Source organism: Teichococcus aerofrigidensis (assembly GCF_054073225.1).
In genome coordinates this window covers 1-23,299 of the sequence record NZ_JBSXMU010000029.1, presented here as the reverse complement: position 1 = coordinate 23,299, position 23,299 = coordinate 1, and the positions used below count along the sequence as shown (strand labels likewise).

25 protein-coding genes are annotated in these 23,299 nt (G+C 72.9%); 16 read left to right on the top strand and 9 right to left on the bottom strand.

The annotated features are described in order from the left end of the window. Positions 1–218 precede the first annotated feature (218 nt). Positions 219–1,115, top strand: a complete 897-nt coding sequence (locus ACVMLK_RS08870) for an amidohydrolase family protein (RefSeq protein ID WP_457486200.1) — start codon at positions 219–221, stop codon at positions 1,113–1,115. Here ACVMLK_RS08870 and ACVMLK_RS08865 read toward each other — a convergent pair. Beyond that, positions 1,112–1,396, bottom strand: a complete 285-nt coding sequence (locus ACVMLK_RS08865; protein WP_422923001.1) for a hypothetical protein — start codon at positions 1,394–1,396, stop codon at positions 1,112–1,114. The genes ACVMLK_RS08870 and ACVMLK_RS08865 overlap by 4 nt on opposite strands. A gap of 144 nt (positions 1,397–1,540) precedes the next feature. Between ACVMLK_RS08865 and ACVMLK_RS08860 the strand changes: the two genes are divergently transcribed. Both ACVMLK_RS08860 and ACVMLK_RS08855 read left to right on the top strand, forming a co-directional pair. Continuing rightward, positions 1,541–2,182 (top strand): histidine phosphatase family protein, encoded by a 642-nt coding sequence (locus ACVMLK_RS08860; protein WP_422923003.1) that lies wholly within the window; start codon positions 1,541–1,543, stop codon positions 2,180–2,182. A gap of 94 nt (positions 2,183–2,276) precedes the next feature. Beyond that, positions 2,277–3,089, top strand: a complete 813-nt coding sequence (locus ACVMLK_RS08855; RefSeq protein ID WP_457486199.1) for a lipid-binding SYLF domain-containing protein — start codon at positions 2,277–2,279, stop codon at positions 3,087–3,089. Between the two features lie 31 nt (positions 3,090–3,120). Here ACVMLK_RS08855 and ACVMLK_RS08850 read toward each other — a convergent pair whose 3' ends face one another. Beyond that, the gene (locus tag ACVMLK_RS08850) at positions 3,121–3,987 is read right to left on the bottom strand and encodes an NUDIX hydrolase (RefSeq protein ID WP_422923007.1); all 867 of its coding nucleotides are present in this window, start codon (positions 3,985–3,987) and stop codon (positions 3,121–3,123) included. Between ACVMLK_RS08850 and ACVMLK_RS08845 the strand changes: the two genes are divergently transcribed. The 6 genes from ACVMLK_RS08845 (at position 3,986) to ACVMLK_RS08820 (ending at position 10,266) form a co-directional block, all read left to right on the top strand. Beyond that, on the top strand, positions 3,986–5,200 hold the full coding sequence (locus ACVMLK_RS08845; RefSeq protein WP_457486198.1) for an aminotransferase class V-fold PLP-dependent enzyme: 1,215 nt from the start codon (positions 3,986–3,988) through the stop codon (positions 5,198–5,200). The two genes, ACVMLK_RS08850 and ACVMLK_RS08845, sit on opposite strands and share 2 nt — an antisense overlap. Positions 5,201–5,390: 190 nt before the next feature. After that, complete coding sequence (locus ACVMLK_RS08840) at positions 5,391–6,545, top strand: GGDEF domain-containing protein (RefSeq protein WP_198366434.1); 1,155 nt, start codon at positions 5,391–5,393, stop codon at positions 6,543–6,545. Between the two features lie 128 nt (positions 6,546–6,673). Beyond that, the gene (locus tag ACVMLK_RS08835; protein WP_457486197.1) at positions 6,674–8,638 is read left to right on the top strand and encodes an ABCB family ABC transporter ATP-binding protein/permease; all 1,965 of its coding nucleotides are present in this window, start codon (positions 6,674–6,676) and stop codon (positions 8,636–8,638) included. 58 nt (positions 8,639–8,696) lie between these two features. After that, positions 8,697–8,960 (top strand): hypothetical protein, encoded by a 264-nt coding sequence (locus ACVMLK_RS08830; protein ID WP_198366435.1) that lies wholly within the window; start codon positions 8,697–8,699, stop codon positions 8,958–8,960. 130 nt (positions 8,961–9,090) lie between these two features. Continuing rightward, positions 9,091–9,396, top strand: a complete 306-nt coding sequence (gene rpmB / locus ACVMLK_RS08825) for a 50S ribosomal protein L28 (protein ID WP_198366436.1) — start codon at positions 9,091–9,093, stop codon at positions 9,394–9,396. 105 nt (positions 9,397–9,501) lie between these two features. After that, positions 9,502–10,266, top strand: a complete 765-nt coding sequence (locus tag ACVMLK_RS08820; protein ID WP_198366437.1) for a sensor histidine kinase — start codon at positions 9,502–9,504, stop codon at positions 10,264–10,266. Here ACVMLK_RS08820 and ACVMLK_RS08815 read toward each other — a convergent pair. The 4 genes from ACVMLK_RS08815 to ACVMLK_RS08800 form a co-directional block, all read right to left on the bottom strand. After that, positions 10,223–11,239 (bottom strand): esterase-like activity of phytase family protein, encoded by a 1,017-nt coding sequence (locus tag ACVMLK_RS08815; RefSeq protein ID WP_457486196.1) that lies wholly within the window; start codon positions 11,237–11,239, stop codon positions 10,223–10,225. The two genes, ACVMLK_RS08820 and ACVMLK_RS08815, sit on opposite strands and share 44 nt — an antisense overlap. Beyond that, positions 11,236–13,107 carry a cobaltochelatase subunit CobT gene (cobT, locus tag ACVMLK_RS08810; protein WP_198366439.1) on the bottom strand — a complete coding sequence of 624 codons (1,872 nt, stop codon included), beginning with the start codon at positions 13,105–13,107 and terminating at the stop codon, positions 11,236–11,238. The genes ACVMLK_RS08815 and cobT overlap by 4 nt, the downstream gene beginning before the upstream one ends. A 78-nt stretch (positions 13,108–13,185) precedes the next feature. Then, complete coding sequence (cobS, locus tag ACVMLK_RS08805) at positions 13,186–14,193, bottom strand: cobaltochelatase subunit CobS (protein WP_198366440.1); 1,008 nt, start codon at positions 14,191–14,193, stop codon at positions 13,186–13,188. Between the two features lie 84 nt (positions 14,194–14,277). Continuing rightward, positions 14,278–14,907 carry a J domain-containing protein gene (locus ACVMLK_RS08800; RefSeq protein WP_198366441.1) on the bottom strand — a complete coding sequence of 210 codons (630 nt, stop codon included), beginning with the start codon at positions 14,905–14,907 and terminating at the stop codon, positions 14,278–14,280. A 97-nt stretch (positions 14,908–15,004) separates the two neighbouring features. On the opposite strand from ACVMLK_RS08800, the gene ACVMLK_RS08795 reads away from it, so the two are divergent. Beyond that, positions 15,005–15,289 (top strand): BolA family protein, encoded by a 285-nt coding sequence (locus tag ACVMLK_RS08795; protein ID WP_198366442.1) that lies wholly within the window; start codon positions 15,005–15,007, stop codon positions 15,287–15,289. Between the two features lie 21 nt (positions 15,290–15,310). Continuing rightward, the gene (locus ACVMLK_RS08790; protein ID WP_198366444.1) at positions 15,311–17,002 is read left to right on the top strand and encodes a tetratricopeptide repeat protein; all 1,692 of its coding nucleotides are present in this window, start codon (positions 15,311–15,313) and stop codon (positions 17,000–17,002) included. Positions 17,003–17,012: 10 nt separating this feature from the next. Here ACVMLK_RS08790 and ACVMLK_RS08785 read toward each other — a convergent pair whose 3' ends face one another. Next, a complete protein-coding gene (locus ACVMLK_RS08785) occupies positions 17,013–17,573 on the bottom strand; it encodes a DUF2889 domain-containing protein (protein WP_198366445.1) in 561 nt (186 codons plus the stop codon). A 248-nt stretch (positions 17,574–17,821) separates the two neighbouring features. Between ACVMLK_RS08785 and ACVMLK_RS08780 the strand changes: the two genes are divergently transcribed. Then, entirely contained in the window at positions 17,822–18,253 is a 432-nt protein-coding gene (locus ACVMLK_RS08780; RefSeq protein ID WP_198366446.1) for an organic hydroperoxide resistance protein, read from the top strand. A gap of 55 nt (positions 18,254–18,308) precedes the next feature. On the opposite strand, the gene aroB is transcribed toward ACVMLK_RS08780, so the two are convergent. Then, the gene (gene aroB / locus ACVMLK_RS08775; RefSeq protein ID WP_457486195.1) at positions 18,309–20,039 is read right to left on the bottom strand and encodes a 3-dehydroquinate synthase; all 1,731 of its coding nucleotides are present in this window, start codon (positions 20,037–20,039) and stop codon (positions 18,309–18,311) included. A 53-nt stretch (positions 20,040–20,092) separates the two neighbouring features. Between aroB and ACVMLK_RS08770 the strand changes: the two genes are divergently transcribed. From ACVMLK_RS08770 to ACVMLK_RS08755, 4 genes are all read left to right on the top strand, one after another. After that, a complete protein-coding gene (locus ACVMLK_RS08770) occupies positions 20,093–20,239 on the top strand; it encodes a hypothetical protein (RefSeq protein ID WP_198366448.1) in 147 nt (48 codons plus the stop codon). Between the two features lie 143 nt (positions 20,240–20,382). Next, complete coding sequence (locus tag ACVMLK_RS08765; protein ID WP_457486194.1) at positions 20,383–21,273, top strand: site-specific tyrosine recombinase XerD; 891 nt, start codon at positions 20,383–20,385, stop codon at positions 21,271–21,273. A 37-nt stretch (positions 21,274–21,310) separates the two neighbouring features. Next, positions 21,311–21,706: a GFA family protein gene (locus tag ACVMLK_RS08760; RefSeq protein ID WP_198366450.1), complete on the top strand. Its 396-nt coding sequence runs from the start codon at positions 21,311–21,313 to the stop codon at positions 21,704–21,706. Positions 21,707–21,830: 124 nt separating this feature from the next. Continuing rightward, on the top strand, positions 21,831–22,787 hold the full coding sequence (locus ACVMLK_RS08755; RefSeq protein ID WP_198366452.1) for an acetyl-CoA carboxylase carboxyltransferase subunit alpha: 957 nt from the start codon (positions 21,831–21,833) through the stop codon (positions 22,785–22,787). A gap of 45 nt (positions 22,788–22,832) precedes the next feature. On the opposite strand, the gene ACVMLK_RS08750 is transcribed toward ACVMLK_RS08755, so the two are convergent. Then, positions 22,833–23,299 (bottom strand): glycosyltransferase (locus ACVMLK_RS08750; protein ID WP_457486193.1); only part of this gene is annotated, 467 nt, incomplete at its 5' end.

Here is a 23,299-nt window from a genome sequence, read left to right as displayed (position 1 = left end):
TGTCGCGCGTCGGGGCCGGCGACAGGCATCCTTCACGGGAACACGCGTGATATCCCGCACGACGAAGCCTTCTCGGAACTCTTGCCGATGCGGCTGCGCGGCTCCGGCCAGCGTGACGCCGGCCAGGGCCATCGCCATCTTCGCCGTGCTGGCCTATGGGCTGATGCTCATCGCGGCCCTGCCGCTGCCCGAAACCCGAGGCAAGGTGCTCGACGCCGATGACCGATCTCTCCGCCGGCCCCCGCGTCCCCGAGGCCCTCTGCCCCGGCCCCGATCCGCATCCGCGCGGGCCGCGCCGTTTCGCCGTGCCGTCCGGCGCGGTGGACACCCACGCGCATGTCATCGGCCTGCCGCCCCGCTGGCCGCTGGTGGCGAACCGCAGCTACACCCCGCCCGAGGCCGGTCCCTCCGCCTACCTCGCCATGCTGGACGCCACCGGCATGACCCATGGCGTGCTGGTGCAGGTGAGCGTGCACGGCACGGACAACCGGCTGATGGAGAGCGTGCTGCGCGCGCATCCGGACCGGCTGCGCGGCATCGGCGTGGTCGGCCTCGGCCGGTCGGAGGCGGAGTATGGCGTGCTGAAGGCGGCCGGCGTCGTCGGCCTGCGGGTCAATGTGCTGTTCGGCGGCGGCGTCAGCCTGGACGGGCTGGAATCCTACGGGGCGCTCTGCCGCGAGATGGGCTGGCACCTGCAACTGCTGCTGGACGCGCGGCAACTGCCGGAGCTGGCACCACGCCTGGCGAAGCTGCCGGTGCCCTTCGTCGTCGACCATATGGGGCATATGCCGGCCGCCGGCGCGCTGGAGCAGCCGGGATTCCGGACGCTCGTCTCGCTGGTGCGCGACGGTGCCTGGGTCAAGCTCTCCGGCGCCTACCGGCTGAGCGACGATGCGCCCGCCTACCCGGAGACGGCGCCGATGGCCCGCGCCCTGCTGGAGGCCGCGCCGGAGCGCTGCGTCTGGGGCTCCGACTGGCCGCATGTCGCCAATTGGGGGGTGATGCCCAATGTCGGCGACCTGCTGGACCTCCTGGCCGACTGGGCGCCGGAGGCGGCCCTCCGCCACCGCGTGCTGGTGGAGAACCCGGCCCGTCTCTATGGCTTCCCGGCCTAGGGGACGCCCAGCCGGGTGAGGCTGCCCGTCATGCCGCTCCGCGTCATCGCCTCCAGCAGGCCGGCCAGGCCGCAAGGGGACGGGGATTGGGGCGGGGATTGCAGCGGAATGCCGGCCAGATCCAGCCGCATGGCCTCGGCGCTCGCCAGGATGGCATCCGGCGCCGCGCCACCGGGCCAGCCGGGCAGGCGGTAGGTGAAGTCGAGCCTGCCGGCCTGCCCGGCCAGATCGGGGATCTGCGGCACGACCGGTGGCGGGACGGGGGGATGGACGGGGGACATCTTGTGCTCTCCTGCGCGCCCGGTTCTCGGGCGGCGGCGGCATTATCCTCGGCAGCCCTGAACAAAGCCTGAAGGAGGCCCGGACGGCCTCGTCCGGCCGATCCGGGATTTCCATCGGATCGGGATCTGCTCTAGAGAATGCGGGTGAGCACGACCCGCTTCTTCCTCATCCGCCACGCCATCGTCGAGCCTTCCGCCCGGGTGACCATGTACGGCGACATGGATGTCGCCCTTTGCACCGTCGCGCTGGCGCAGGAGAGCGCCGCCTATGCCTGGCTGGCAGGCCGCCTGCCGCCGGGCGCCCTCTGGGTCCGCACCCCGCTCTCCCGCACCGGCGCCACCGCCGCCGCCATCTTCGCCGCCGGCTACCCCGAGGCGGAGATGCGCGTCGAGCCGCGCTTCCGCGAGCAGCACCTGGGCGAATGGCAGGGCGTCTCGCACGAGGCCTTCGCCGAGCGCCTCTCGGCGCCGCCACATCCCTTCTGGCCGCATGCGGCGGAGGAGAAGCCGCCCGGCGGCGAAAGCCTGCGCGACGTGATCGGCCGCGTCGGCCCGGCGCTGGACGAGATGGCGCGGGAGCTGCGCGAGCGGGATGTGGTGATCGTGGCGCATGGCGGCTCGATCCGCGCCGCCGTGGCCCATGCCATGGGCCTCGATCCGCACCAGGCCTTCCAGTTCTCGGTGCGCAACCTGTCGCTGACCCGGCTGGAGCATCATGCCGGCCCCCATGCCGGCCACTGGCGGGTCGCCTCCGTGAACGAGGAGCCGCCCCTCGCGGCGCCCTGACCCGCAAGTTGGGCTTGCCACGCCTGAGCCGAGAGGTCATGTCTTCGCAAAGGCTTGTCGGAGGATTTTCATGCGGCGCTCCATCTCTCCGAGGATGCTTCTCGCGGCCGGGCTGCTGGCCCTGGCGGGGCTGGCCGGGCAGCCGCGCGCGGCCCTGGCGCAGGCCGAGGAGCAGAACCTCGTCGATCAATCGACCCTCGCGGTGCAGGAGATGCTCGGCGCCGGGAGCGACCGGAACGCGGCGCATTTCAACGACGCCATCAGCCTGTTGCGCCGCGCCCGGGCGGTGATGATCTGCCCGCGGGTCTTCCGGGCCGGCTTCATCTTCGGCGGGCAGGGGGGCTCCTGCGTGCTGCTGGCGCGCGACGGGGCCGGTTCCTGGTCCTCGCCGGCCTTCTACGGCATCGGCAGCGGCAGCATCGGCCTGCAGATCGGCGTGCAGGATGCCATGGTCATGATGATGATCCTGACCGACCGGGGCCTCAGCGCCCTGATGGACAGCCAGTTCAAGATCGGCGCCGATGCCTCCATCGCCGTCGCGGTGATCGGCGGCGGCATCGGGGGATCGACCACGGCGGCGGTCGGCGCGGACATCGTCACCTTCGCCAAGACGCGCGGCCTCTATGCCGGCATCTCGCTGGATGGCTCCCTGCTCAGCGCCAACAGCGAGCGCAACCGCACCTATTACGGGCAGAGCTTCGGCGCCCGGCAGATCGTGGTGGACATGGCCGCGCACAATCCCGGCGCCGATCCGCTGCGCGGCGCGTTGATGCGCTTCGGCACCGCCCCCGCCAGCCAGCCGCCGCAGCCGCCCGCCCAGCCCGGCTACCAGCAGCCGCAGCAGCAGCCCTACCAGGCGCCGCCCGGCTACCAGGGCGGCGGGGTGCAGGCGCAGCCGCTGCCCTGACGGGCCGGCGCCGGCCGGGCGGCGCGGGAGGTCAGTCCCCGGCGCGCAGCCCCGCCGCCAGCCGGCGGCCTTCCTCGCCGCGCGGGTCGATCAGCCCCTCGCGCAGGAAGAGGTCGATCAGCACCAGGTTGACGTTAAACTTGAAGTCGTCCGTGTCGCGCACCGCCTCCAGCACGCGCCGCGCCGGCCAGAGCTCGAAATGCTCCACCTCGTCGTCATGCGGGGCGGGGCGGAAGTCCTCCGGCAGCTCCAGGTCGAAGGCATGCAGGATGTCGCGGCGGAGGCCGTGCTCCTGCTTCATGATGTAGGAGATCCGGCTGACCGGACGGGCCCGGAGGGCGAGGTCGCGCGGCAGGCCGGCCTCCTCCTCCGCCTCCTTCACCAGCGTCGCCATGGCGTCCAGCCCGGCGGGCGTGCCGCCGGCGACGATGTTGTCCCACTGCCCCGGCGCCACCGCCTTGGTGGCCGAGCGCTTGCCGAGCCAGAGGTGCAGCCCGCCCCCGGGGCCCTCCGGGCGGCGCACCAGCCCGTTCAGGTGCACCCCCTGCGCCAGGATGCCGAAGGCCGGGATGGCGCCGCGATCGAGCCGCGCCAGCACCGGCCCCTCCGGCGTGGCGCGCACGTCGAAGGGCTCGCCGCGGAGGCGCAGATAGCCATCCCGCGCCAGGCCGCGCGCCGCGTCGGCCAGCACTGCCTCGCGCGCCGCGGCGCCGCGCAGCCGCGCCGGCAGGGCGACGCCCTGCCCGTCGAAATGGAAGTCGCGCGGGCGGAAGGCCAGCCAGCGGGCGAGATCGGGCTCCAGCCAGCCGACCTGCTCGGCGCCGATGCGGAAGGGCACCAGGCCGGCCGGGGAGGGGAGGTTGTTGCAGGCGGCGATATGCCGGGCGAAGCCGTTCATGCGGCTCTCTTGCGCCCTGCGCGGCATCCCGGCAAGGCTGTGGCGCATGATCGACCTCGACCTCATCCGGGCCGAGACGCCCGCCGCCGCGCGCCGCGCCTATCTGCACAATGCCGGGGCGGCGCTGATGCCGGCGCCGGTGCTGGCGGCGCAGGTGCGCCATCTGGAGCTGGAGGCCGAGCTGGGCGGCTATGCCGCGGCGGCGGCCGAGGCGGGGCGGCTGGAGGGGGTCTACGACTCGGTCGCGCGGCTGCTGAACGCCGGGCGCGAGGAGATCGCCCTGGTGGAGAACGCCACCGTCGCCTGGCAGATGGCCTTCTATTCCCTGCGCTTCGCCCCCGGCGACCGCATCCTGACCGCCGAGGCCGAGTACGCCGCCAACTACGTCGCCTTCCTGCAGGTGGCGCGGCGGACCGGTGCCGAGATCGCCGTGGTGCCGAGCGACGCCACGGGCGAGCTCGACACCGCGGCGCTGGAGGCGATGATCGACGCGCGGGTGAAGCTCATCGCCATCACCTGGGTGCCGACCAATGGCGGGCTGACCAATCCGGCCGCCGCGATTGGCCGCATCGCCCGGCGGCACGGCATCCCCTACCTGCTCGATGCCTGCCAGGCGGTGGGGCAGATGCCGGTGGATGTCGAGGCCATCGGCTGCGACATGCTCTCGGCCACGGGGCGGAAGTTCCTGCGCGGGCCGCGCGGCACGGGCTTCCTCTATGTCCGGCGCGGCCTCCTGCAGCGGCTGGAGCCGCCGATGATCGACCATTTCGCCGCGCCCTGGGTGGCGCGGGAGGAATACCGGCTGCGCGACGACGCGCGCCGCTTCGAGACCTGGGAGAACAACTACGCCGCCCGCGCCGGGCTCGGCGTGGCGGTGGACTATGCGCTGGGCCTCGGGCTGGAGGCGATCCAGGCGCGATGCCAGGCGCTCTCGGCGCGGCTTCGCGAGGGCCTGGCGCGCATCCCCGGCGCCGTGGTGCGGGATCTCGGCCGGAGCCCCTCGGCCATCGTCAGCTTCACCCTGGCGGGGCGGGCGGCGCGCGACATGGTCGCCCAGGCGGCGCGGGCGGGGATCGTGATCGGCGCCTCGGAGCCCGCCAGCACGCGCATCGACGCCGAGAGGCGGGGCCTCGGCAGCGTCCTCCGCGCCTCGCCGCACTACTACAATACCGAGGACGAGATCGATCGTCTGCTCACCCTCTGCGCCGCCTGAGCGACGGGAGCGGCCATCGCCGCAATGCGTGGATAACGGAGCGATACACCGCGCATCTTGCGATATCGAGGAGGATATGCAACCATAGAGTGTATATCCGGGCCTAGAACCTGATCCCGGTCTCCTGGCCGATCCGCCGAGCAGGAGGATAGGCGCAGGCCATGTCCGCGCGGGGGACAGAGTCCGAGACATGATGGGTCACCCTTCGACCGCCCGCATCATCTGGCGCTGCCCCGCCCTGTCCTGGCTGACCGATCCGGCCTGCGCCGTGCCGGAGGGTGCCCGGCCCCTGCTGCTCGGCCAGCTCGTCTCGTCGCCGATGGCGGTGGTGATGGGCGCGTTCAACGGCGTCGTCGTCGCCGGCGTCTGCCTGCTGCGTCAGGAGGTCCCCCTCTTCAGCCTGTTCCTGGCGCTGGAGCTGCTGATCCTGTTCGGCCGGCTGACGGTGATCCGCGGCATCCAGCGCAGCCGGGCGGCCGGGTTGCGGCCGCGCATCGAGGGCGCGATCCTGCTCTCGCTGCTCTGGTGCGCCCTGCAGGGCAGCATGTCCTTCGCCGCCATGCGCAGTGGCGATGCCACGCTGATGATCCTCTCCGCCAGCCTGATCATGGCGGTGGTCGGCTCGGTCTGCGCGCGCAACTTCTCCGCCCCGCGCCTGGCGATGCTCCTCGTGGCGCTCTGCGTGCTGCCCTTCGTCACCGGGGCGGCGCTGTCCGGCGATCCCTGGCTGCTGCTGCTGCCGGTCATGGCCGTGCCCTTCTTCCTCGGCACCTGGCAGATCATCTGGACCTTCCAGCACACGCTGGTGGGCTCGCTCGCGGCGGAGGCCCGCAGCAGCCATCTGGCGCAGCACGACCGGCTGACCGGGCTGCTGAACCGCTTCGGCCTGGAGGCTGCCTTCGGCGCGCGGATGGACGGCGCCAGCCGGCTGGCCACGCTCTACCTCGATCTGGACGGCTTCAAGCCGATCAACGACACCCATGGCCATGACGTGGGCGACAAGCTGCTGGTCGAGGTGGCGGCACGGCTGTCGCGCAATCTCCGCCCGGCCGACCTCGTGGCCCGGACCGGGGGTGACGAGTTCGTCGTCGTGATCCGCGACATGGAGCCCGAGGCGGTGCAGCAGGTGGCGGAACGCCTGGTCTCCGCCATCGCGGACCGGCCCTACGATGTCGAGGGGATGCTGCTGCGCGTGGGCGTCAGCCTGGGCTGGGCCTGCATCCCGGAGGATGCGGCGACGCTGGAGGAGGCGCGCCTGCGGGCCGATGCCGCGCTCTACGCGGCGAAGCAGGGCGGGCGCGGCATCGGCCGGCGCTTCGACGATCCGGCCCTGAGCCGCGCCTGAGGCCAGGCCCGCGGCCGCGCTTCCAAGGGAGCCGCCGCCTGCCGCCACCCTGGCGCGCAGCAGCCCCGCATTGCCGCCCGGCGCCCCGGCCGCCATGTAACCGCCGACCCGACCGGAGACATCCCGTTTTGCCTGCTTCTTCCTCTCCACGCGGCCATGGCCGGACGCTGCTGACCCTCGCGCCCTATCTCTGGCCGAAGAACGAGACCGGGCTGCGCACCCGCGTGGTGATCGCCCTGGTGCTGATGGTGCTGGCCAAGGGCGCCAATGTGCTGGTGCCGATCGCCTATGCCCGCGCCGTCGACGCGCTGGGCCCGCGGGAGGGGGCGGCGGCGATGGTCGCCATCCCGGTGGCGCTGGTGGTGGGCTATGGCCTGCTGCGGATGGCCAGCTCCGCCTTCGCCGAGCTGCGCGACGCCATCTTCACCAAGGTGCAGGCGCGGGCCGGGCGCGTCATCGCGCTGAATGTCTTCCGCCACCTGCACGCGCTCTCGCTCCGCTTCCACCTCGACCGGCAGACCGGCGGCATGTCCCGCGTCATCGAGCGCGGCACGCGGGGGATCAACTTCGTCCTCGACTTCATGCTGTTCAACATCGTCCCCACGCTGATCGAGATCCTGCTCGTGGCGGGGATCCTCTGGGGGATGTTCGACTTCTCCTTCGCCGCCGTGACGCTGGTGACGATCGGGCTCTACATCGCCTTCACGCTGGTCTTCACCGATTGGCGGCTGCGCTTCCGCCGGGCGATGAACGAGATGGACCAGGAGGCCAACACCAAGGCCATCGACAGCCTGCTGAACTACGAGACCGTCAAGTACTTCGGCAACGAGAAGCATGAGGCGGCCCGCTACGACGCCACGCTGGCGCGCTACGAGAAGGCCTATACCCGCTCGGAAGTGACGCTGAACTACCTCAACATGGGCCAGGCCGGGATCATCGCCATCGGGCTGACCGTCGTCATGCTGATGGCGGCGCGCGGCGTCTCGAACGGCAGCATGACGGTCGGCGATTTCGTGCTGGTGAACACCTACCTGATCCAGCTCTACCTGCCGCTCAACTTCCTGGGCTTCGTCTATCGCGAGCTGAAGCAGGGGCTGGTGGACATGGAGGCGATGTTCACCCTGATGCGCGAGAAGCAGGAGGTGGCGGACGCGCCGGATGCGCGGCCGCTGGCCGCCGGGCCGGGCGAGCTGGTCTTCGAGGAGGTCCGCTTCGGCTACCGGCCGGACCGAACCATCCTGAAGGGCGTGTCCTTCCATGTGCCGGCGGGGCGGATGCTGGCCATCGTCGGGCCGACGGGGGCGGGCAAGTCCACCATCTCCCGCCTGCTGTTCCGCTTCTACGACCTGCAATCCGGCCGCATCCTGCTGGACGGGCAGGACATCCGCCAGGTGACGCAGGAGAGCCTGCGCGCCGCCATCGGCGTCGTGCCGCAGGACACCGTGCTGTTCAACGACACCATCCGCTACAACATCGCCTATGGCCGCCCCGGCGCCTCGGAGGCGGAGGTGGAGGCGGCGGCGCGGCTCGCCCAGGTGCATGATTTCGTGATGCGCCTGCCGGAGGGCTACGACACCCGCGTCGGCGAGCGCGGCCTCAAGCTCTCGGGCGGCGAGAAGCAGCGCGTCGCCATCGCGCGGACCATCCTGAAGGACCCCCGCGTGCTGATCCTGGACGAGGCGACCAGCGCCCTCGACACCCGCACCGAACAGGAGATCCAGGCGGCGCTGCGCGGCGTCGCGCGCGGGCGGACCACCCTGGTCATCGCGCACCGCCTCTCGACCGTGGTGGAGGCCGACGAGATCATCGTGCTGCAGGAGGGCCGCGTCGCCGAGCGGGGCAGCCACGCCGTGCTGCTGGCCGAGGATGGGCTCTACGCCCAGATGTGGCGGCGCCAGTCCGAGGCGGTGGCGGCGGCCGAGGCGGCGGCGGCGGCGGCGGCCAAGGCCGCGGCCAGCGGCGTCGATCCCGATGCCGGCCCGGCGCACCGCCCGCAGGATGGCGCCGGGGAGGGCGCCCGGGACGGCATCGGACACAAGCCGAACGGCGGGCGCCCCGCCCCGCGCGGCGCAGAGCCGACCCCCGCCCGCTGACCCTTTCGCTCGGCCGCCGGCCTGACTATGTGACGGCGGAGTATCCAGGAGGCACCAGATGCAACTCGATCCGCAGGGGGTGGCCCCGGAAGATCTCAGCCATGCCGGTTCCGTGGTGGACAAGGCGATCGAATACATGATCGAGCAGAAGATCGCGCCGATCTCGGTGGCGTCCGCCCTGCTGGGCGGCGCGCTCGGGCTGATGGCCCGCAGCATGGAGGACCGCGCCATCGCCAACGTGCTGCGCAGCGCGCTGGCCTCTGTCGAGGCGGGAGAGCTGCAGGAGATGCGTGGCACCCCGCCCGGCGGGCAGGAGTTCTGAACCGCTCCGGCCCGAATCCCCTCCCGAATCCTTGACTCCGACCGGGGGGCGGGCCATACGCCCCCCTCTGTTCTCATCTCGGGTGCGTGGCCACTGCCGCGACCCTGAAGTCGTTTGAAGGGTTAGCGCCATGGCTCGCCGTTGCGGCATCACCGGCAAGGGCGTGCTGACGGGCAACAACGTCAGCCACGCCAACAACAAGTCGCGTCGCCGGTTCCTCCCGAACCTGCAGGAGACCTCGTTCTTCTCCGACGTGCTGGGCACCTCGATCCAGCTCCGCCTCTCCACCAACGGCATCCGCACCGTGGAGCACAATGGCGGCCTGGACAGCTTCCTGCTCGGCACCGCCGACCGTAAGCTGCCGGGCGAGGCCCTGACCCTGAAGCGCCGCATCCAGCGCGCCCAGGAAAAGAAGGCGGCCGCTTCCGCGGCCTGAGGCGGAGGGTCCCGACGGGGCCCTCATGCTGTCACGAAGGCGTGTCCTGCCGCTGGCGGGCGCGCCTTTTGTGATTCCTTAGCGGTTGTCGCGCAGGATGAGCGCATGCCGCCGCACCTGACCGACCTGCTGCTTATCCTCTGCCTGCTCGCCCTCCTGGCCAGCGGTCTGGCGCAATGGCGCCTGCGCCGCAGGGCCGAGGCCCGCGCGGACGCCCTGGCGCGGGACCTGGCGCTGCGCAGCCGCATGCTCGACCTCTTCGCGCAGGAGCTGCATGGCCGGGCCCTGGCGCTGCTGGGGCGGGCCGGCACCGGTGGCGACCTGCCGCCGGACGGGCAGGCGCGCGCCCTGCTCTGCCTGGCCGCCGACGCGCATGACTGTGCCGCCGCCGCCGCCGGCCCGCGGGCGCTCCGCGAGGAGACGCTGTCCCTGGCGGCCCTGCTGAGGGACGCGGTGGAGCAGGTCTCCCTGGCCCTGGCGCCCGGCCGGCGGCACTGGGAGATCGCGCCGGAGTTCGAGGAGGTCGCCGTGCGGGCGGATCACCGGGCGCTGCGCGGCGCGGTGATGCAGGTCCTGACCCGCGCCGTGCGCCACAGCCGGGAGGGCGACCCGATCGGCCTTCGCCTGGTCCGGTCTGAGGCTGTGCTCGCCATCGTGGTGGAGGATGAGGGGTCCGGCCTCGCCGCCGCCGATCTGGGCCCGGCGGCGCGGGGCGAGGGGACGCGCGGCCTGGGCCTCGGCCTGGCGGTGGCACGGCAGCTCCTGCAGGCGCATGGCGGCGAGTTGCGGCTGGAGGCGGTGCGGGGCATCGGCGCCCGGGCTTGGCTCACCCTGCCGAAGCAGCGCCTGGTGCCGTCCTCCGGCCGCTGAGGGCCTCCGGTGCGGCCCGCAGGGTGAAGAGGTGCAGCAGGCCCTTCTGGAAGAACATCTCGTTGTCGTCCGCCACCATGGCGATCCACGGCCGGCCGGCATGGTGGAAGGCGCTGACCCCTTCCCAGTTCTCGTGCGGCAGGGCCGCCGCGGGCAGCAGGGTTTCCGGCTCGATCACGCTCTCCGCCGACGCGGAGGCCAGCTGCGCGGCCGGGATGCGGCGCAGCTGGCCACTGAAGCCGGGTGTCCTCAGGCTGAAGCGGCGCTCCACCATCAGCACGCCGCCGTCCGGCAGGGGGGCGGCGTCGGTGGGCACGAAGCCGCGCGCCGGGCGGTAGCGCAGCAGGGTCCAGCCGCCGGGCCGGCCCAGCCAGGCGCGCAGCATGCCCTCGTCCTGCCAGAGGCCCTCGCTCACCGCCCACCAGCGCCCGTCGGCCAGCACCGCGAGACTTTCGAGGCCGGCGTTGTTCGGCTGCGCGCCGAGGCCCGGCGGCGCCTTCTCCACCAGCCGCCCCGGCCCATCCAGCCGGTCATAGGCGACGATGCGGTGCCAGCGCTCGAAGCCCACCAGCCAGCCGCCCTCGGGCGTGCGGGCGAGGGATTCGGCATCGCGCGAGACGCCGGGCAGGTGGAGGGGGAAGCCGGTATCGAGCCGGCCCGTGCGCAGCGCCTGCAGCCCCCGCGGACGGCCCCCGGCGTCGATCTCCAGCCCGGCCTGCATCCAGTGGCCGAGATCGCTGATGGCGGTCAGGGTCAGCGCATCATCGACATGCAGGGCCGAGATGCCGCCGAAGCCGATGACATGCCGGTTCAGCAGCAGGCCGCCCTGGGAGATCAGGGGAGCGTCCTCGGGCAGCGGAAGCGGGGGCAGGGGGGTGGCGGGCGCCCCGGCCAGCCGCAGCGTGGCGCAGGCCCCCAGCCCGGCCGCCGCCGCCGCCCCGAGGAGGAGGCTGCGGCGGTTCAACAGGATCACGCGACCAGGGGGGACCGTTCGGTGGCGGCGCGCTGGAAGGCGGCGGCGGCATCCTCGTCGAACAGCTCGGCCAGCTTCTTCATCATCGTGCCGCCCAGCTCCTCGGCATCCACGATGGTGACGGCGCGGCGATAGTAGCGCGTGACATCGTGGCCGATGCCGATGGCGATCAGCTCGACGATGTCGCGCTGCTCGATGTCATGGATCACCTTGCGCAGGTGCCGCTCCAGGTAGTTGCCGGGATTGACCGAGAGGGTGCTGTCATCGACCGGCGCGCCGTCCGAGATCACCATCAGGATGCGGCGCCGCTCGGGGCGGGCGAGCAGGCGGCGATAGGCCCATTCCAGCGCCTCGCCGTCGATGTTCTCCTTGAGCAGCCCCTCGCGCAGCATCAGGCCGAGATTCTTGCGCGCCCGCCGCCAGGGCGAATCGGCGCCCTTGTAGATGACGTGGCGCAGGTCGTTCAGGCGGCCGGGATTGCGCGGCTTGCCCTCCTGAACCCAGCGCTCCCGGCTCTGCCCGCCCTTCCAGGCGCGGGTGGTGAAGCCCAGGATCTCGACCTTGACCGAGCAGCGCTCCAGCGTGCGGGCCAGGATGTCGGAGCACATGGCGGCGACCGAGATCGGCCGGCCGCGCATCGAGCCGGAATTGTCGATCAGCAGGGTGACGACGGTGTCGCGGAAATCCGCTTCGCGTTCGCGCTTGTAGGAGAGCGAGAGCATGGGGTTGGCGACGATCCGGGCGAGGCGCGCCGCGTCCAGCGTGCCCTCCTCCAGGTCGAACTCCCAGGCGCGCTGCTGCTGCGCGAGCAGCCGGCGCTGCAGCCGGTTGGCCAGCTTGGAGACCACGCCCTGCAGGTGGCTGAGCTGCTGGTCGAGCTGCTGGCGCAGCCGCGCCAGTTCCTCGGCGTCGCAGAGATCCTCGGCGGAGATCTCCTCGTCGAACTTCCGGGTGAAGGCGCGGTAGGCGGAGGAATCGTCGGAGGGGGCGACCTCCTTGCGCTGCTGCGGGCCGCCGGGGCGGTCCTCGCCCTCGGCCGCCACGCCGTCCTCCTCCTCCGCCTCGCCATCCTCCTCGGCGCCCTCGCCCTGCATGGTCTCGGGCTCGGCTCCCATCATGGGATCGGAATCCTGGCTCTGCGCCTCGCCCTCGGCCGAGTTCTCCTGCTCGGAGGCGGTCTCGGTGCCTTCCTCGCCGGCCTCGTCCTCCTCCGCCTCGGCCTCCACCTCGGCCTCGGCGAGGTCGAGGGCGGAGAGCAGCCTGCGGGCGGCGCGGGCGAAGCGGTCCTGGTCCTCGCCGAAGCGGGCCATCTCCTCGAGGGCCGCGTCCGCCTGCTCGCCCAGGGTGCCGCGCCAGAGCTCCAGGATGCGCTGCGCGGCCTGCGGCGCGACCTCGCCGGAGAGGCGCTCGCGCGCCAGCAGGGACAGCGCCGCCGGCAGCGGCAGCTGGTCCTTGCGGGTCATGCGGTCGTAGCCCTCGGCCTCGCAGGTCTCGTTCAGCCGGGCCTGCAGGTTGGCGGCGACGCCGGGCATGCTGCGGCTGCCGACGACCTCGACGCGCGCCTGCTCCAGCGCGTCGAACACCTCGCGCGCCTCGCGGCGCTGCGGCGTGCGGGCGGCGTGGGCGGCCTCGTCATGGTGGCGCAGCCGCAGCGCGATGGCATCCGCCGCGCCGCGCAGCCGCGCCATCTCCGAGGGCGGCAGGGCGCGGGTCGGCAGGGGCAGGCGGGCCCGCTTGCCGGCGAGGCCGGAGGGGCCGGGCTGGTAGGCCACCTGCACCTCGGCATTGCGCGCCATGGCGCGCAGCGCGCCGGCGGTGGCCCGCTTGAATTCTTCCTGACGCGTCAGGTCCTTGCTGCTGCCGCTCATCGCGCTCGCCCCTTCAACGATCACACGGGGCCGATCGCCCCGAAGGCCCGGGGAGGGCGGGCCTCCCCGGGCCGGCCCTCAGCCCTTGCGGACCAGCAGGCCGGTCGGCACTTCCTCGTTGAAGCAGCGCTGGTAGTACTCGGCGACCGTCGAGCGCTCCGCCTCGTCGCACTTGTTGAGGAAGGAGAGGCGGAAGGCGAAGCCGACATCGCCGAAGATGCGGGTGTTCTCGGCCCAGGTGATGACGGTGCGCGGCGACATGACGGTGGAGATGTCGCCGGCGATGAAGCCCGCCCGCGTCAGGTCGGCCAGCGCCACCATGGCGTCGATGCGCTTCTTCGCCGCGGCATCCTTCGGGTCGATGCCGAGCTTGGCGGCGACGATGGCGCTCTCCTGCGCATGCGGCAGGTAGTTCAGCGTGGCCACGATGTTCCAGCGGTCCATCTGGCCCTGATTGATCTGCTGGGTGCCGTGATAGAGGCCGGTGGTGTCGCCCAGGCCCACCGTGTTCGCCGTGGCGAAGAGGCGGAAGGCCGGATGCGGATGGATGACGCGGTTCTGGTCGAGCAGCGTCAGCTTGCCCTCGACCTCCAGCACGCGCTGGATGACGAACATCACGTCCGGGCGGCCGGCGTCGTACTCGTCGAAGACCATGGCGCAGGGGTGCTGCAGGGCCCAGGGCAGGATGCCCTCGCGGAACTCGGTGACCTGCTTGCCGTCCTTCAGGACGATGGCGTCCTTGCCGATCAGGTCGATGCGGCTGATGTGGCTGTCGAGGTTGACGCGGATGCAGGGCCAGTTCAGCCGCGCCGCCACCTGCTCGATATGCGTCGACTTGCCGGTGCCGTGATAGCCCTGGACCATGACGCGGCGGTTGAAGGCGAAGCCCGCCAGGATGGCCAGGGTGGTGTCGCGGTCGAACTGGTAGGTGGGGTCGACCTCCGGCACGTGCTCGGTGCGAACCGAGAAGGCGGGCACCTCCAGGTCGCTGTCGATGCCGAACACCTCGCGCGCCTTGACGGTGATGTCCGGCAGGTTGATGGCGGAGGTGGGGCGGGCGTCGGAAAGGGTAGCGACCTTGTTCATAGGGCTCTCTTCGCTCTCGGCTCTCGTATTACGGGCGGCGGGATCGGTCGTGGTGCGATCGGTCTCTGCTCGGGTTGTGCTGCATCAGGCGGCGCGGCTGGCGGCGCGGGCCCGGCCGGGCCTCTCCTCGCCAGGCCGCGCCTCGGGCGGGTGTTCGGCCGCCGTGTCGGCCAGCCTCCGGCGCAGCAGGCTATAGGCCCGGTTGATGTCCTTCAGCCGTTCCTCGGCCGCCTTGTCGCCACCGTTGGTGTCCGGATGGTAGCGCTTGGCGAGTTCCTTGTAACGGGCCCGCAACGCCGCCTGCTCCAGCGGCCAGCCCAGGCCCAGCATATCAAGCGCGGCGCGCAATTCGGGCGGCGCCTCGCGGGCGCTCTTGCGCGGGGTCGGCGGCGCCTGGCCGAAGAGACCCAGCGGATCCCTGAACAGATCGGCATTGATGCGCGTGTTGCCAAGGCGGCCCAGCGGCCAGGTCGGGCGCTGCCAGCCACTGTCCTCGCGCAGGTTCTGCTCGATCTCCTCGGGCTTCATGCCCTTGTAGTAGTCCCAGGCCTGATTGTAGGCACGGACGTGTTCGAGGCAGAAATGATAATAATCGCGCAGCCGCGAGCGGTCGCGGGGCGCGCGGAATTCCCCGGCTGCCTCGCAACCGGGCGCTTCGCACAGTTGGGTCGGGGTGGGGCTGTCGGATCTGGGACGTTCGCCGCGGCGGGCCATTTGAAGGTTTATGGTCGCGTATCGTGATGGCCGCAAGCCGCCAGATTGCAAACCTTTTGCTTGGCGTCAGGCGAGTTGTCGTGGAAAAGCACAACCTATGAGCACACGTGCCGAACGCATGCGAAACCTCCTGCTCCGGACCTTCCAGGAGGCCGAACTGGAGATCGCCGATGACAGCCACCGGCATGCCGGGCATGCCGGCGCCGCGCCCGGCGGCCAGACCCATTATACCGTGCAACTCGTCACGCCCGACTTCCGCGGGATGAGCCGTGTGGCGCGCTCACGCGCCGTGCACGATGCTCTGGCCGCCGAGTTCGGCAGCGGGCTGCACGCCCTCTCGCTCCGCCTGCTGACGCCCGAGGAGGCGGGGCAGGCGGCCTGAGCCGCCGCGCCCGGTCCGGCCATGTCCCAGGCCACCCTCGCCAACACCACGCTGTACGAGGACGAGCACCTGGTGGTGATCCACCGGCCCGGCGCCGGAGAGGCCGCGGCGGCGCTCACCCTCGTCACCTTCGCCGATCTCACCTTCCGTCCCAATGGCGACAAGGTCTGGGGCCAGGAGGTGGCGGGCAAGCTCGGCTGCAACACCATCGGCTTCGTGGCGCGGCGGGAGAACTGGTTCCCCGCCGCCTCCGTCGCCGCCGCGGCGCCGGCGGTGCGCGCCGCCCTGCGCGGCCGGGTCGCCACCTATGGCTACAGCATGGGCGGCTACGCGGCGCTGAAGTACGCCGCCCTGGTCGGCGCCGGCCATGCCCTGGCGGTCTGCCCGCAAAGCTCGATCGCGCCGGGCGAGGTGCCGTGGGACGCCCGCTTCCATCGCTTCCACCACCCCGTGCTGCATGCCGGCATGTCGGTGGCGCCCGGCGAGGCCGGCGCCTTCGCCGTGCTGCTGGCCGATCCCTACATGCCGGAGGACCGGCGCCATGCCGCCCGCCTGCGCGACGAGGCAGGGGTCCACTGGCTGCGGACCCCTTTCATGGACCATGCGGCGATCTGGCTGCTGGTCGAGAGCGGCTTCCTGCGACAGGTGCTGGAACGGCTCCTGGCCTCCGACCTGGAGGGGCTGACCGGCCTGCTGCGGGCCCGGCGCCATGCCAGCCCGCACTGGTTCCGCCATGCCGGCAATGCCGCCTTCCGCCGCGGCCATGTCGCCATGGCCAACCGGCTGTGGCGGAAGGCGCTGGCGCTCGGCTTGCCGCCCGGCGTCACGGAACAGGATCTGGGCCGGCTGCTGCGCGAGCGGATGCGGCGGCTGCGCGATGCCGGCCGGCGCGAGGCCGCGCGCGATGTCGCCCTGCAGCAGGCGGCGCTGCGGCCGGAGGACTTCGCCTCCCAGGCCCAGGCCGGCCACGCCCTGCTCGGCATGAGCGAGGCCGAGGCCGCCGAGGCGCCGTTCCGCGCCGCGCTGAAGCTGCGCGGCGATGTCGGGCACATCTATCAGGGCCTCTCCCTGGTGCTGGGCGCCCAGGGGCGCATGGCGGAAGCCATCACGCTCTGCCGCCGCGGCGTGAAGGAGGCGCCGGGCGATGCCAAGCTGCAGGTGCATTTCGGCCATCTGCTGCTCAACAACGGCAAGGTGGACGAGGCCGAGGCGCAGTTCCGCGCCGTGCTGTCCCAGGCCGGGCTGTCTGAGGCCGGGCCGAACGGCTCGGGCGACAATTCGCAGGCCCTGCTGGGCCTGAGCCACACCCTGGCGGCCCGGGGCGACCGCGAGGAGGCGATCCATGTGGCGCGCCAGCTGATCGCCGAGGGCAACACCGATCCGCAGGCCTTCCTCTGGCTCGGCCAGCTGCTGCTCTTCATCGGCGAGCCGGCGGAGGCCGAGCCGGTGTTCCGCGACGCCCTGGCCGGCGCGCCGGACAGCGGCCCCGCCGCCATCGGCCTGGCCCGGGCGCTGGAGCGGACCGGTCGGCTCGAAGCGGCGCGCCGCACCGCCGCCGAGGCCGCCGCGCGGCTGCCGCGGGATGCCAAGGTCCAGGCCATCGCCAAGCGCCTCGGCCCGCCCAGTGCCGCGCCCATGCCGGAGGTGGGGCCAACCCCCTCGCGCCTGCGCCGCTGGGTCACCGCCTTCTTCAGCCGTGACGAGGCCTATTGAGGCAGCTGGTCTATTCCGCCGCCTTCCGCCCCGCCACATAGGCCGGCCAGTGCCGGGCCACCACCGGGCTGTCCTCCGCATAGGCGAGGCAGGTGCCGATCTGCGCCGGCTTGCGGCCGTCGCGTCCGGCCTCCTGGCGGGCGGCGCGGCGCCGCGCGTAGCTGGTCTGGAAGGCGACGGTGGCCATCTGCGCCAGCATCTCCCGCAGATGCGTGCAGCCTACCGTGCCGCCGACCCGTTCCTGCACCGCCCGGTTGAAGCCCGGCCCGATCCTCAGGCCGGCGAGCCGGGCGAAGTTCGGCGCCGCCTGCGGGCAGATGGCGTAGGGGCTGAAATCCGTCGCCGCCTCGCAGGACTGGATGACCATCTCGGCATCGATGGTGAGCCGGATCCACATCCCGTGCAGCGCCTCGCCCGGCTCCACGCGGCGGTCCAGCGAGTCGAAGGGGAAGCTCTTGGTATCGGTCAGGTGGCCCTCGATATCGAAGAGGCCGTCCTCGCGCTCGAAGCCGTGCATGTCGATCTGGCGGCGATGCAGGGGCTTGCGCGCGGCGGGCGGGGAGAGGGGCATGGCAGGCTCCCGGCTTTGATGCGTCGCAACAGATGGTCCTTTCCCTATGGCACAGGGCACGCGGTCAGGGAAAGGCGCCAGGGGATGTGCCGAAGGGGAAGCAGCGGTGGCGCTGCAACGCTCCGCGCCGCCTCCGGTTAAACGCGAGCCCGTGGAGCGGATGGCGGCCTGGCGACATCCGGCCTTCCCTCCGGTAGCCTGCGCGCGGCGCCGCTGCGCGTCCTTCCTTTCGAGAGCAGGAGCAGAGCATGCCCGTTGAAGCGAAGTACAAGACCACCGCCACGGCGACCGGCGGCGGCCGCGACGGCAAGACCGCCCTGGCCGATGGCAGCATGGCGCTGCAACTCGCCGTGCCCAAGGAGCTTGGCGGTCCGGGCGGCGACGGCGCCAATCCCGAGAAGCTCTTCGCGCTGGGCTACTCCGCCTGCTTCCTCGGCGCCATGCGCGTCGCCTCCGGCCAGACCAAGATCAAGCTGCCCGAGGGTTCGACGGTGACGGCGACGATCGGCATCGGCCCGCGCTCGGAGGGCGGCTTCGGCATCACCGCCGAACTCGACGTCTATCTGCCCGGCCTGCCGGAGGAAGAGGCGCGCCGGCTCGTCGAGACGACGCACGACATCTGCCCCTATTCCAACGCCATCAAGGCCAGCGTGGACGTCAAGACGACGACCCGCGCCTGACCCCGCGGACGGCGACCGCCCCGCCGCGCGGGGCGGCGCCTCAGCCCAAGGGTTCTCAGCCGAGGGCGCCCTCGGCGCGCAGCAGCGCCTCCACGATCTGCGGATCGACGCCCTCCTGGGTCAGGGCCTCGCCGGGGCCGCGCAGCAGCACGAAGCGCAGATGGCCGTCGCGCACCTTCTTGTCCTTCCGCATCCGGCGCATCAGCGCCTCCAGCGCGAACCGGCGCGGCAGGTCGCCGAGCCGCGCCGGCAGGCCGACAGCCCGCAGATGCGCCTCGACCCGCCCCGGCAGGTCCGGATCGCACAGGCCCAGCAGGCCGGAGAGCCGCGCCGCCAGGCCGAGGCCGATGGCGACGCCCTCCCCATGCAGCAGGCTGCCGTCATAGCCGCACTCAGCCTCGATGGCGTGGCCGAAGGTATGGCCGAGGTTGAGCAGGGCGCGCCCCCCCTCGGCGCTCTCCTCCCGCTCGTCGGCGGCGACCACGGCGGATTTCAGGCGGCAGCTCTCCATAACGGCATGGCGCAGCGCGGCGGGATCGCCGGCCACCGCCTTCGCCCCCTCGGCCTCGCACCACGTCCAGAGCGGGCCCTGCAGCAGCCCGTGCTTGGCCACCTCGGCATAGCCGGCGCGCAGTTCGCGGGGCGGCAGGGTGGCGAGCACGCCGGTATCGGCCAGCACGATGCGCGGCTGATGGAAGGCGCCGGCCAGGTTCTTGCCGGCGCGCAGGTTGATGCCGGTCTTGCCGCCGACCGAGGAATCGACCTGGGCCAGCAGGGTGGTGGGCACCTGCACGAAGGGCAGGCCGCGCAGCGCCGTGGCGGCGACGAAGCCCGCCAGGTCGCCGACGACGCCGCCGCCCAGCGCCAGCACCGCCGTGCCGCGGTCGATGCCGGCGGCCAGCATGTCCTCCAGGACCGAGCCGTAGGTGGCGAGGCCCTTGCTGGCCTCGCCGGGCGGCACGGTGAGGCTGGCGCGGATCTCGATGCCCGCCTCCTCCAGCCCGGCGCGGAGCGCCGGCAGGTGCAGCGCGGCGACGGAGGCATCGCTCAGGATGGCCAGCCGGCGCGCCGGCAGGGCGGGGGCGAGCAGGGCACCGGCGCGGGCCAGCAGCCCTTCGCCCACCACGACGTCATAGCCCCGCGCGCCGAGGCCGACCGGCAGGCGGGCCGGCGGGGAGAAGCCGTCCAGGGCGCCCTGGACGCGGTCGGTGGTCGCTTCGGGGTTCTCGTCCAGACAGTCCACGATCAGATCGGCCTCGGCATAGAGGTGGTGACGGGCGGCCATCAGCCGCCGCAGGACCTCGACCGGGTCCTGGTTCAGGAACATCGGCCGGGTCGCCCGGCCGGAGACGCGCGGCAGCAGCACCGGCAGGGCGCAGCGCAGCCAGACGGCGACGGCGCCGGCCTCGCGGATGGCGCGGCGGGTCTCGGCATCGGCATAGGCGCCGCCGCCGGTGGCCAGCACCACCGGCGGGCCGGCGAGCAGGCGGCTGATGACGCGGCGCTCGCCCTCGCGGAAATGCGGCTCGCCGTAGCGGGCGAAGATCTCGGTGATGGGCTGGCCGGCGGCGGCCTCGATCTCGGTATCGGCGTCACGGAAGGGCAGGCCCAGGCGCTGCGCCAGGCGCTTGCCGATGGAGGACTTGCCGGCGCCGGGCATGCCGATCAGCACCACGGCGCGCGCGGCGGCCGGGGCGGGGACCGGGGTGGCGGCCGGCGCGGGGGCGGGACCGGGAGCCGGCGGTGCGGCGGGCGGAACGATGGTGAGGCTGAGGTTGCGTGACACGGTGGCGGAAGGTAGCACATCACGCTCCGCGCGCGAGGATACCCCCGGCTGCCATGTTCCGCCGTCCGATTCTGCTCCTTGTCCTGGTCCTCGTCGTCGCCCTGCTGGGCGGCCTGCTGGTGATGGCCGCCTTTCCGCCGGCGGTGACGCCGCAGGCGGTCGAGCGCACCCTGCCCAACGAGCGCTTCGGCACGCGGTGAGCCAGGCGCCCTGGTGAGCCAGGTATCCGGCGGCCCGCGCCGGGCGCCGTCCACCGGCCGGGGAGGACGCGATCCGTTGAGACCCCTCCATCGCCCGGCGCCGCCGGCCCGTTCCGGCCGCCGGCCCCGCTGAGGCGCCGCGCATGGACCGCCACCTGGAAGCCTTTCTGGAGATGCTGGCCGCCGAGCGGGGGGCGGCGCGCAACACCCTCGCCGCCTATCGCGCCGATCTGGAGGAGGCGGCCGGTGTCCTGCGCCGCCGCCACGGCACCGCCCTGGCGGCCGCCGGGGAGGCGCCGCTGCGCGCCTATCTCGCCGGGCTGACCGATTCCGGCCTCTCGCCGCGCACCGCCGCGCGGCGGCTCTCGGCGCTGCGGCAGTTCTTCCGCTTCCTGGCGCGGGAGGGCGTCCGGCCGGACGACCCGACCGAGCTGCTCGACCGCCCGCGCCAGCCGCAGCCGGTGCCGAAGGCGCTGCGGGTCGGGGAGGTCACGGCCCTGCTCGAGGCGGCCGCCGGCCTGCCGGGCCGCCGTGGTCCGCTCGCCGTCGCGCTCCTGGAGATGCTCTATGCCTCGGGGCTGCGCGCCAGCGAGCTGGTCGGCCTGCCGGGCAACGCCCTCTCCGAGGAGAGCCCGCTGATCCTGGTTCGGGGCAAGGGCGGCAAGGAGCGGCTGGTGCCGGTCTCGGCCCGGGCCCGCGCCGCGGTCCTGGCGCTGCGCGAGGGCGGGGGGCCGGGGCGCTGGCTCTTCCCGTCCTACGGCGCCTCCGGCCATCTGACGCGGCAGAGCCTGGTGCTGCTGACCAAGCAGGCCGCGCTGGCGGCGGGGCTCGATCCCGCCCGCGTCAGCCCGCACGTGCTGCGCCATTCCTTCGCCACGCATCTGCTGGAGGGCGGCGCCGATCTGCGGGCGCTGCAGATGCTGCTCGGCCACGCCGATATCGCGACGACGCAGATCTACACCCGGGTGCTCGAGGAGCGGCTGCGCCTGCTGGTGGAGACCCACCACCCGCTGGCCTCGACCGGCCCGTCGTGACAGGCTCATCGGTGCCACCGAGGAGGGAGTCGAGGCCATGCTGACCGGACGCTGCCACTGCCGGGCCATCCGCTACGCGGTGCCGCGGGAGGCGGTGCTGCATCACGCCCTCTGCCATTGCGGGGATTGCCGCCGCCACGCCGGCGCGCCGATGGTCGGCTGGGCCATGGTGCCGGCGGAGAGTCTCGTCGTCCACGGCAGCCCGAAGGTCTATGCCTCCTCCGCGCGGGGCCGCCGCAGCTTCTGCCCGGACTGCGGCACCGGCCTGTTCTATGCCAACGAGGAGAACCTGCCCGGCCTGGTCGATATCCAGACCGGCACGCTGGACGATCCCGCCGCCCTGCCGCCGGGGGCGCAGATCCAGGTCGCGGAGCGGCTGCCCTGGATGGCCGCGCTCGATGGCCTGCCGGCGTTCGAGCGCTATCCAGGCTGAGGCGGTCGCGCGCGCGGCCTTCCCGCATGGCCTCCCCCCTGGCCTTGCCGTTCCGTCTGCGCTAGGCCACCCCCTCTTCCGCGCCCGGGGGCTGAACCGGGTGCCGCCTGGACACGGGATCGCGATGCGCCATTTTCTGGATTTCGAGAAGCCGCTGGCCGAGCTGGAAGGCAAGATCGAGGAACTGCGGCGCACCACGGATGCCGGCGGCATCGACGTGGCGGAGGAGGTCGGCAAGCTGTCCGACAAGGCCGCGAAGCTGCTTTCGGCGACCTATGCCAAGCTGACCCCCTGGCAGAAGACCCAGGTCGCCCGCCACCCCGACCGGCCCAAGGCGCTGGCCTATGTCGCGGCGCTGATCGAGGATTTCGTGCCGCTGGCCGGAGATCGCGCCTTCGCCGATGACGCGGCGGTGGTGGGCGGCATGGGGCGCTTCCACGGCCGCGCCGTGATGGTGCTCGGCACCGAGAAGGGCACCGATACCGAGAGCCGGGTGAAGCACAATTTCGGCATGGCCCGGCCGGAGGGCTACCGCAAGGCGCGGCGGCTGATCGAGCTGGCCGGGCGCTTCGGCCTGCCGGTGCTGAGCTTCGTCGACACCGCCGGGGCCTTCCCCGGCATCGAGGCCGAGGCGCGCGGCCAAGCCGAGGCCATCGCCCGCTCGATCGAGGCCTGCCTGGACGCGCCGGTGCCGGTGGTCTCGGCGATCATCGGCGAGGGCGGCTCGGGCGGCGCCATCGCACTCGCCGCCGCCGACCGGGTGCTGATGCTGGAGCACTCGATCTATTCGGTGATCAGCCCCGAGGGCTGCGCCAGCATCCTGTGGCGCGATGCCGCCCAGGCCAGCACCGCGGCCGATGCGCTGAAGCTGACCGCCCAGGACCTCTCCCGCCTCGGACTGATCGACCAGGTGGTGCCCGAGCCGCTGGGCGGCGCGCACCGCGACCCGGCGGCGGCGATGTCCGCCCTCGGCGCGCGGATGTGGGAATGCCTGGAGCCGCTGCTGGCGCTGGATGGCGGGCGGCTGAAGGCGCGGCGGCGCGAGAAGTTCCTCGAGATGGGCCGCCACGGCGTCGTCTGAGAAGGCCCGCCGCACCGGCCTTCTCCAGCGGTCACGGGCCCGGATTCAGCGGGCCGCCCCCATGGAGCCGAGCAGCACCCCGCGCAGCAGGCCGAGGTAGCGCGCGCACATCGCCGCCTCGTCCTGCCGCAGCGCCAGGGCCTCGGCCGCCGCCTGCCGCCGTGCCACCTCCGCCCCGCCCCGCAGCACCGTGGCCAGGGCCGTGGCCAGGGCCGCCGCGTCGCCGGTGGGGGCCAGGCAGGCGACCTCCACGGCCTCCTCGCCCAGCCCCTCCAGCGCCGCCTCGCTCGCCACCACCGGGCAGCGCCGCAGCGCCGCCTCGAGGAAGGCGAGGGGATAGCCCTCCAGCCGCGAGGGCAGCAGCAGCGCATCCGCCGCCTCCAGCAGCGCGCCGGCATCCTGGCGGAAGCCGAGCAGCCGCAGCGGGGGGGTGTCGCCACGGGCGGCGCGCCGGAGGGCGGCCTCCAGTGTCGGTGGCGCCCCGGCGCCGGCCACGGCGAGCACCGCCGGCG

Bases quoted from the DNA above. Each gene is read 5' to 3' on its own strand.
- ACVMLK_RS08870 (WP_457486200.1), top strand. From the start codon at position 219: ATGACCGATCTCTCCGCCGGCCCCCGCGTCCCCGAGGCCCTCTGCCCC.
- ACVMLK_RS08865 (WP_422923001.1), bottom strand. From the start codon at position 1,396: ATGTCCCCCGTCCATCCCCCCGTCCCGCCACCGGTCGTGCCGCAGATC.
- ACVMLK_RS08855 (WP_457486199.1), top strand. From the start codon at position 2,277: ATGCTTCTCGCGGCCGGGCTGCTGGCCCTGGCGGGGCTGGCCGGGCAG.
- ACVMLK_RS08845 (WP_457486198.1), top strand. From the start codon at position 3,986: ATGCGGCTCTCTTGCGCCCTGCGCGGCATCCCGGCAAGGCTGTGGCGC.
- ACVMLK_RS08850 (WP_422923007.1), bottom strand. From the start codon at position 3,987: ATGAACGGCTTCGCCCGGCATATCGCCGCCTGCAACAACCTCCCCTCC.
- ACVMLK_RS08840 (WP_198366434.1), top strand. From the start codon at position 5,391: ATGATGGGTCACCCTTCGACCGCCCGCATCATCTGGCGCTGCCCCGCC.
- ACVMLK_RS08830 (WP_198366435.1), top strand. From the start codon at position 8,697: ATGCAACTCGATCCGCAGGGGGTGGCCCCGGAAGATCTCAGCCATGCC.
- rpmB (WP_198366436.1), top strand. From the start codon at position 9,091: ATGGCTCGCCGTTGCGGCATCACCGGCAAGGGCGTGCTGACGGGCAAC.
- ACVMLK_RS08820 (WP_198366437.1), top strand. From the start codon at position 9,502: ATGCCGCCGCACCTGACCGACCTGCTGCTTATCCTCTGCCTGCTCGCC.
- cobT (WP_198366439.1), bottom strand. From the start codon at position 13,107: ATGAGCGGCAGCAGCAAGGACCTGACGCGTCAGGAAGAATTCAAGCGG.
- cobS (WP_198366440.1), bottom strand. From the start codon at position 14,193: ATGAACAAGGTCGCTACCCTTTCCGACGCCCGCCCCACCTCCGCCATC.
- ACVMLK_RS08800 (WP_198366441.1), bottom strand. From the start codon at position 14,907: ATGGCCCGCCGCGGCGAACGTCCCAGATCCGACAGCCCCACCCCGACC.
- ACVMLK_RS08795 (WP_198366442.1), top strand. From the start codon at position 15,005: ATGAGCACACGTGCCGAACGCATGCGAAACCTCCTGCTCCGGACCTTC.
- ACVMLK_RS08790 (WP_198366444.1), top strand. From the start codon at position 15,311: ATGTCCCAGGCCACCCTCGCCAACACCACGCTGTACGAGGACGAGCAC.
- ACVMLK_RS08785 (WP_198366445.1), bottom strand. From the start codon at position 17,573: ATGCCCCTCTCCCCGCCCGCCGCGCGCAAGCCCCTGCATCGCCGCCAG.
- ACVMLK_RS08780 (WP_198366446.1), top strand. From the start codon at position 17,822: ATGCCCGTTGAAGCGAAGTACAAGACCACCGCCACGGCGACCGGCGGC.
- ACVMLK_RS08770 (WP_198366448.1), top strand. From the start codon at position 20,093: ATGTTCCGCCGTCCGATTCTGCTCCTTGTCCTGGTCCTCGTCGTCGCC.
- ACVMLK_RS08765 (WP_457486194.1), top strand. From the start codon at position 20,383: ATGGACCGCCACCTGGAAGCCTTTCTGGAGATGCTGGCCGCCGAGCGG.
- ACVMLK_RS08760 (WP_198366450.1), top strand. From the start codon at position 21,311: ATGCTGACCGGACGCTGCCACTGCCGGGCCATCCGCTACGCGGTGCCG.
- ACVMLK_RS08755 (WP_198366452.1), top strand. From the start codon at position 21,831: ATGCGCCATTTTCTGGATTTCGAGAAGCCGCTGGCCGAGCTGGAAGGC.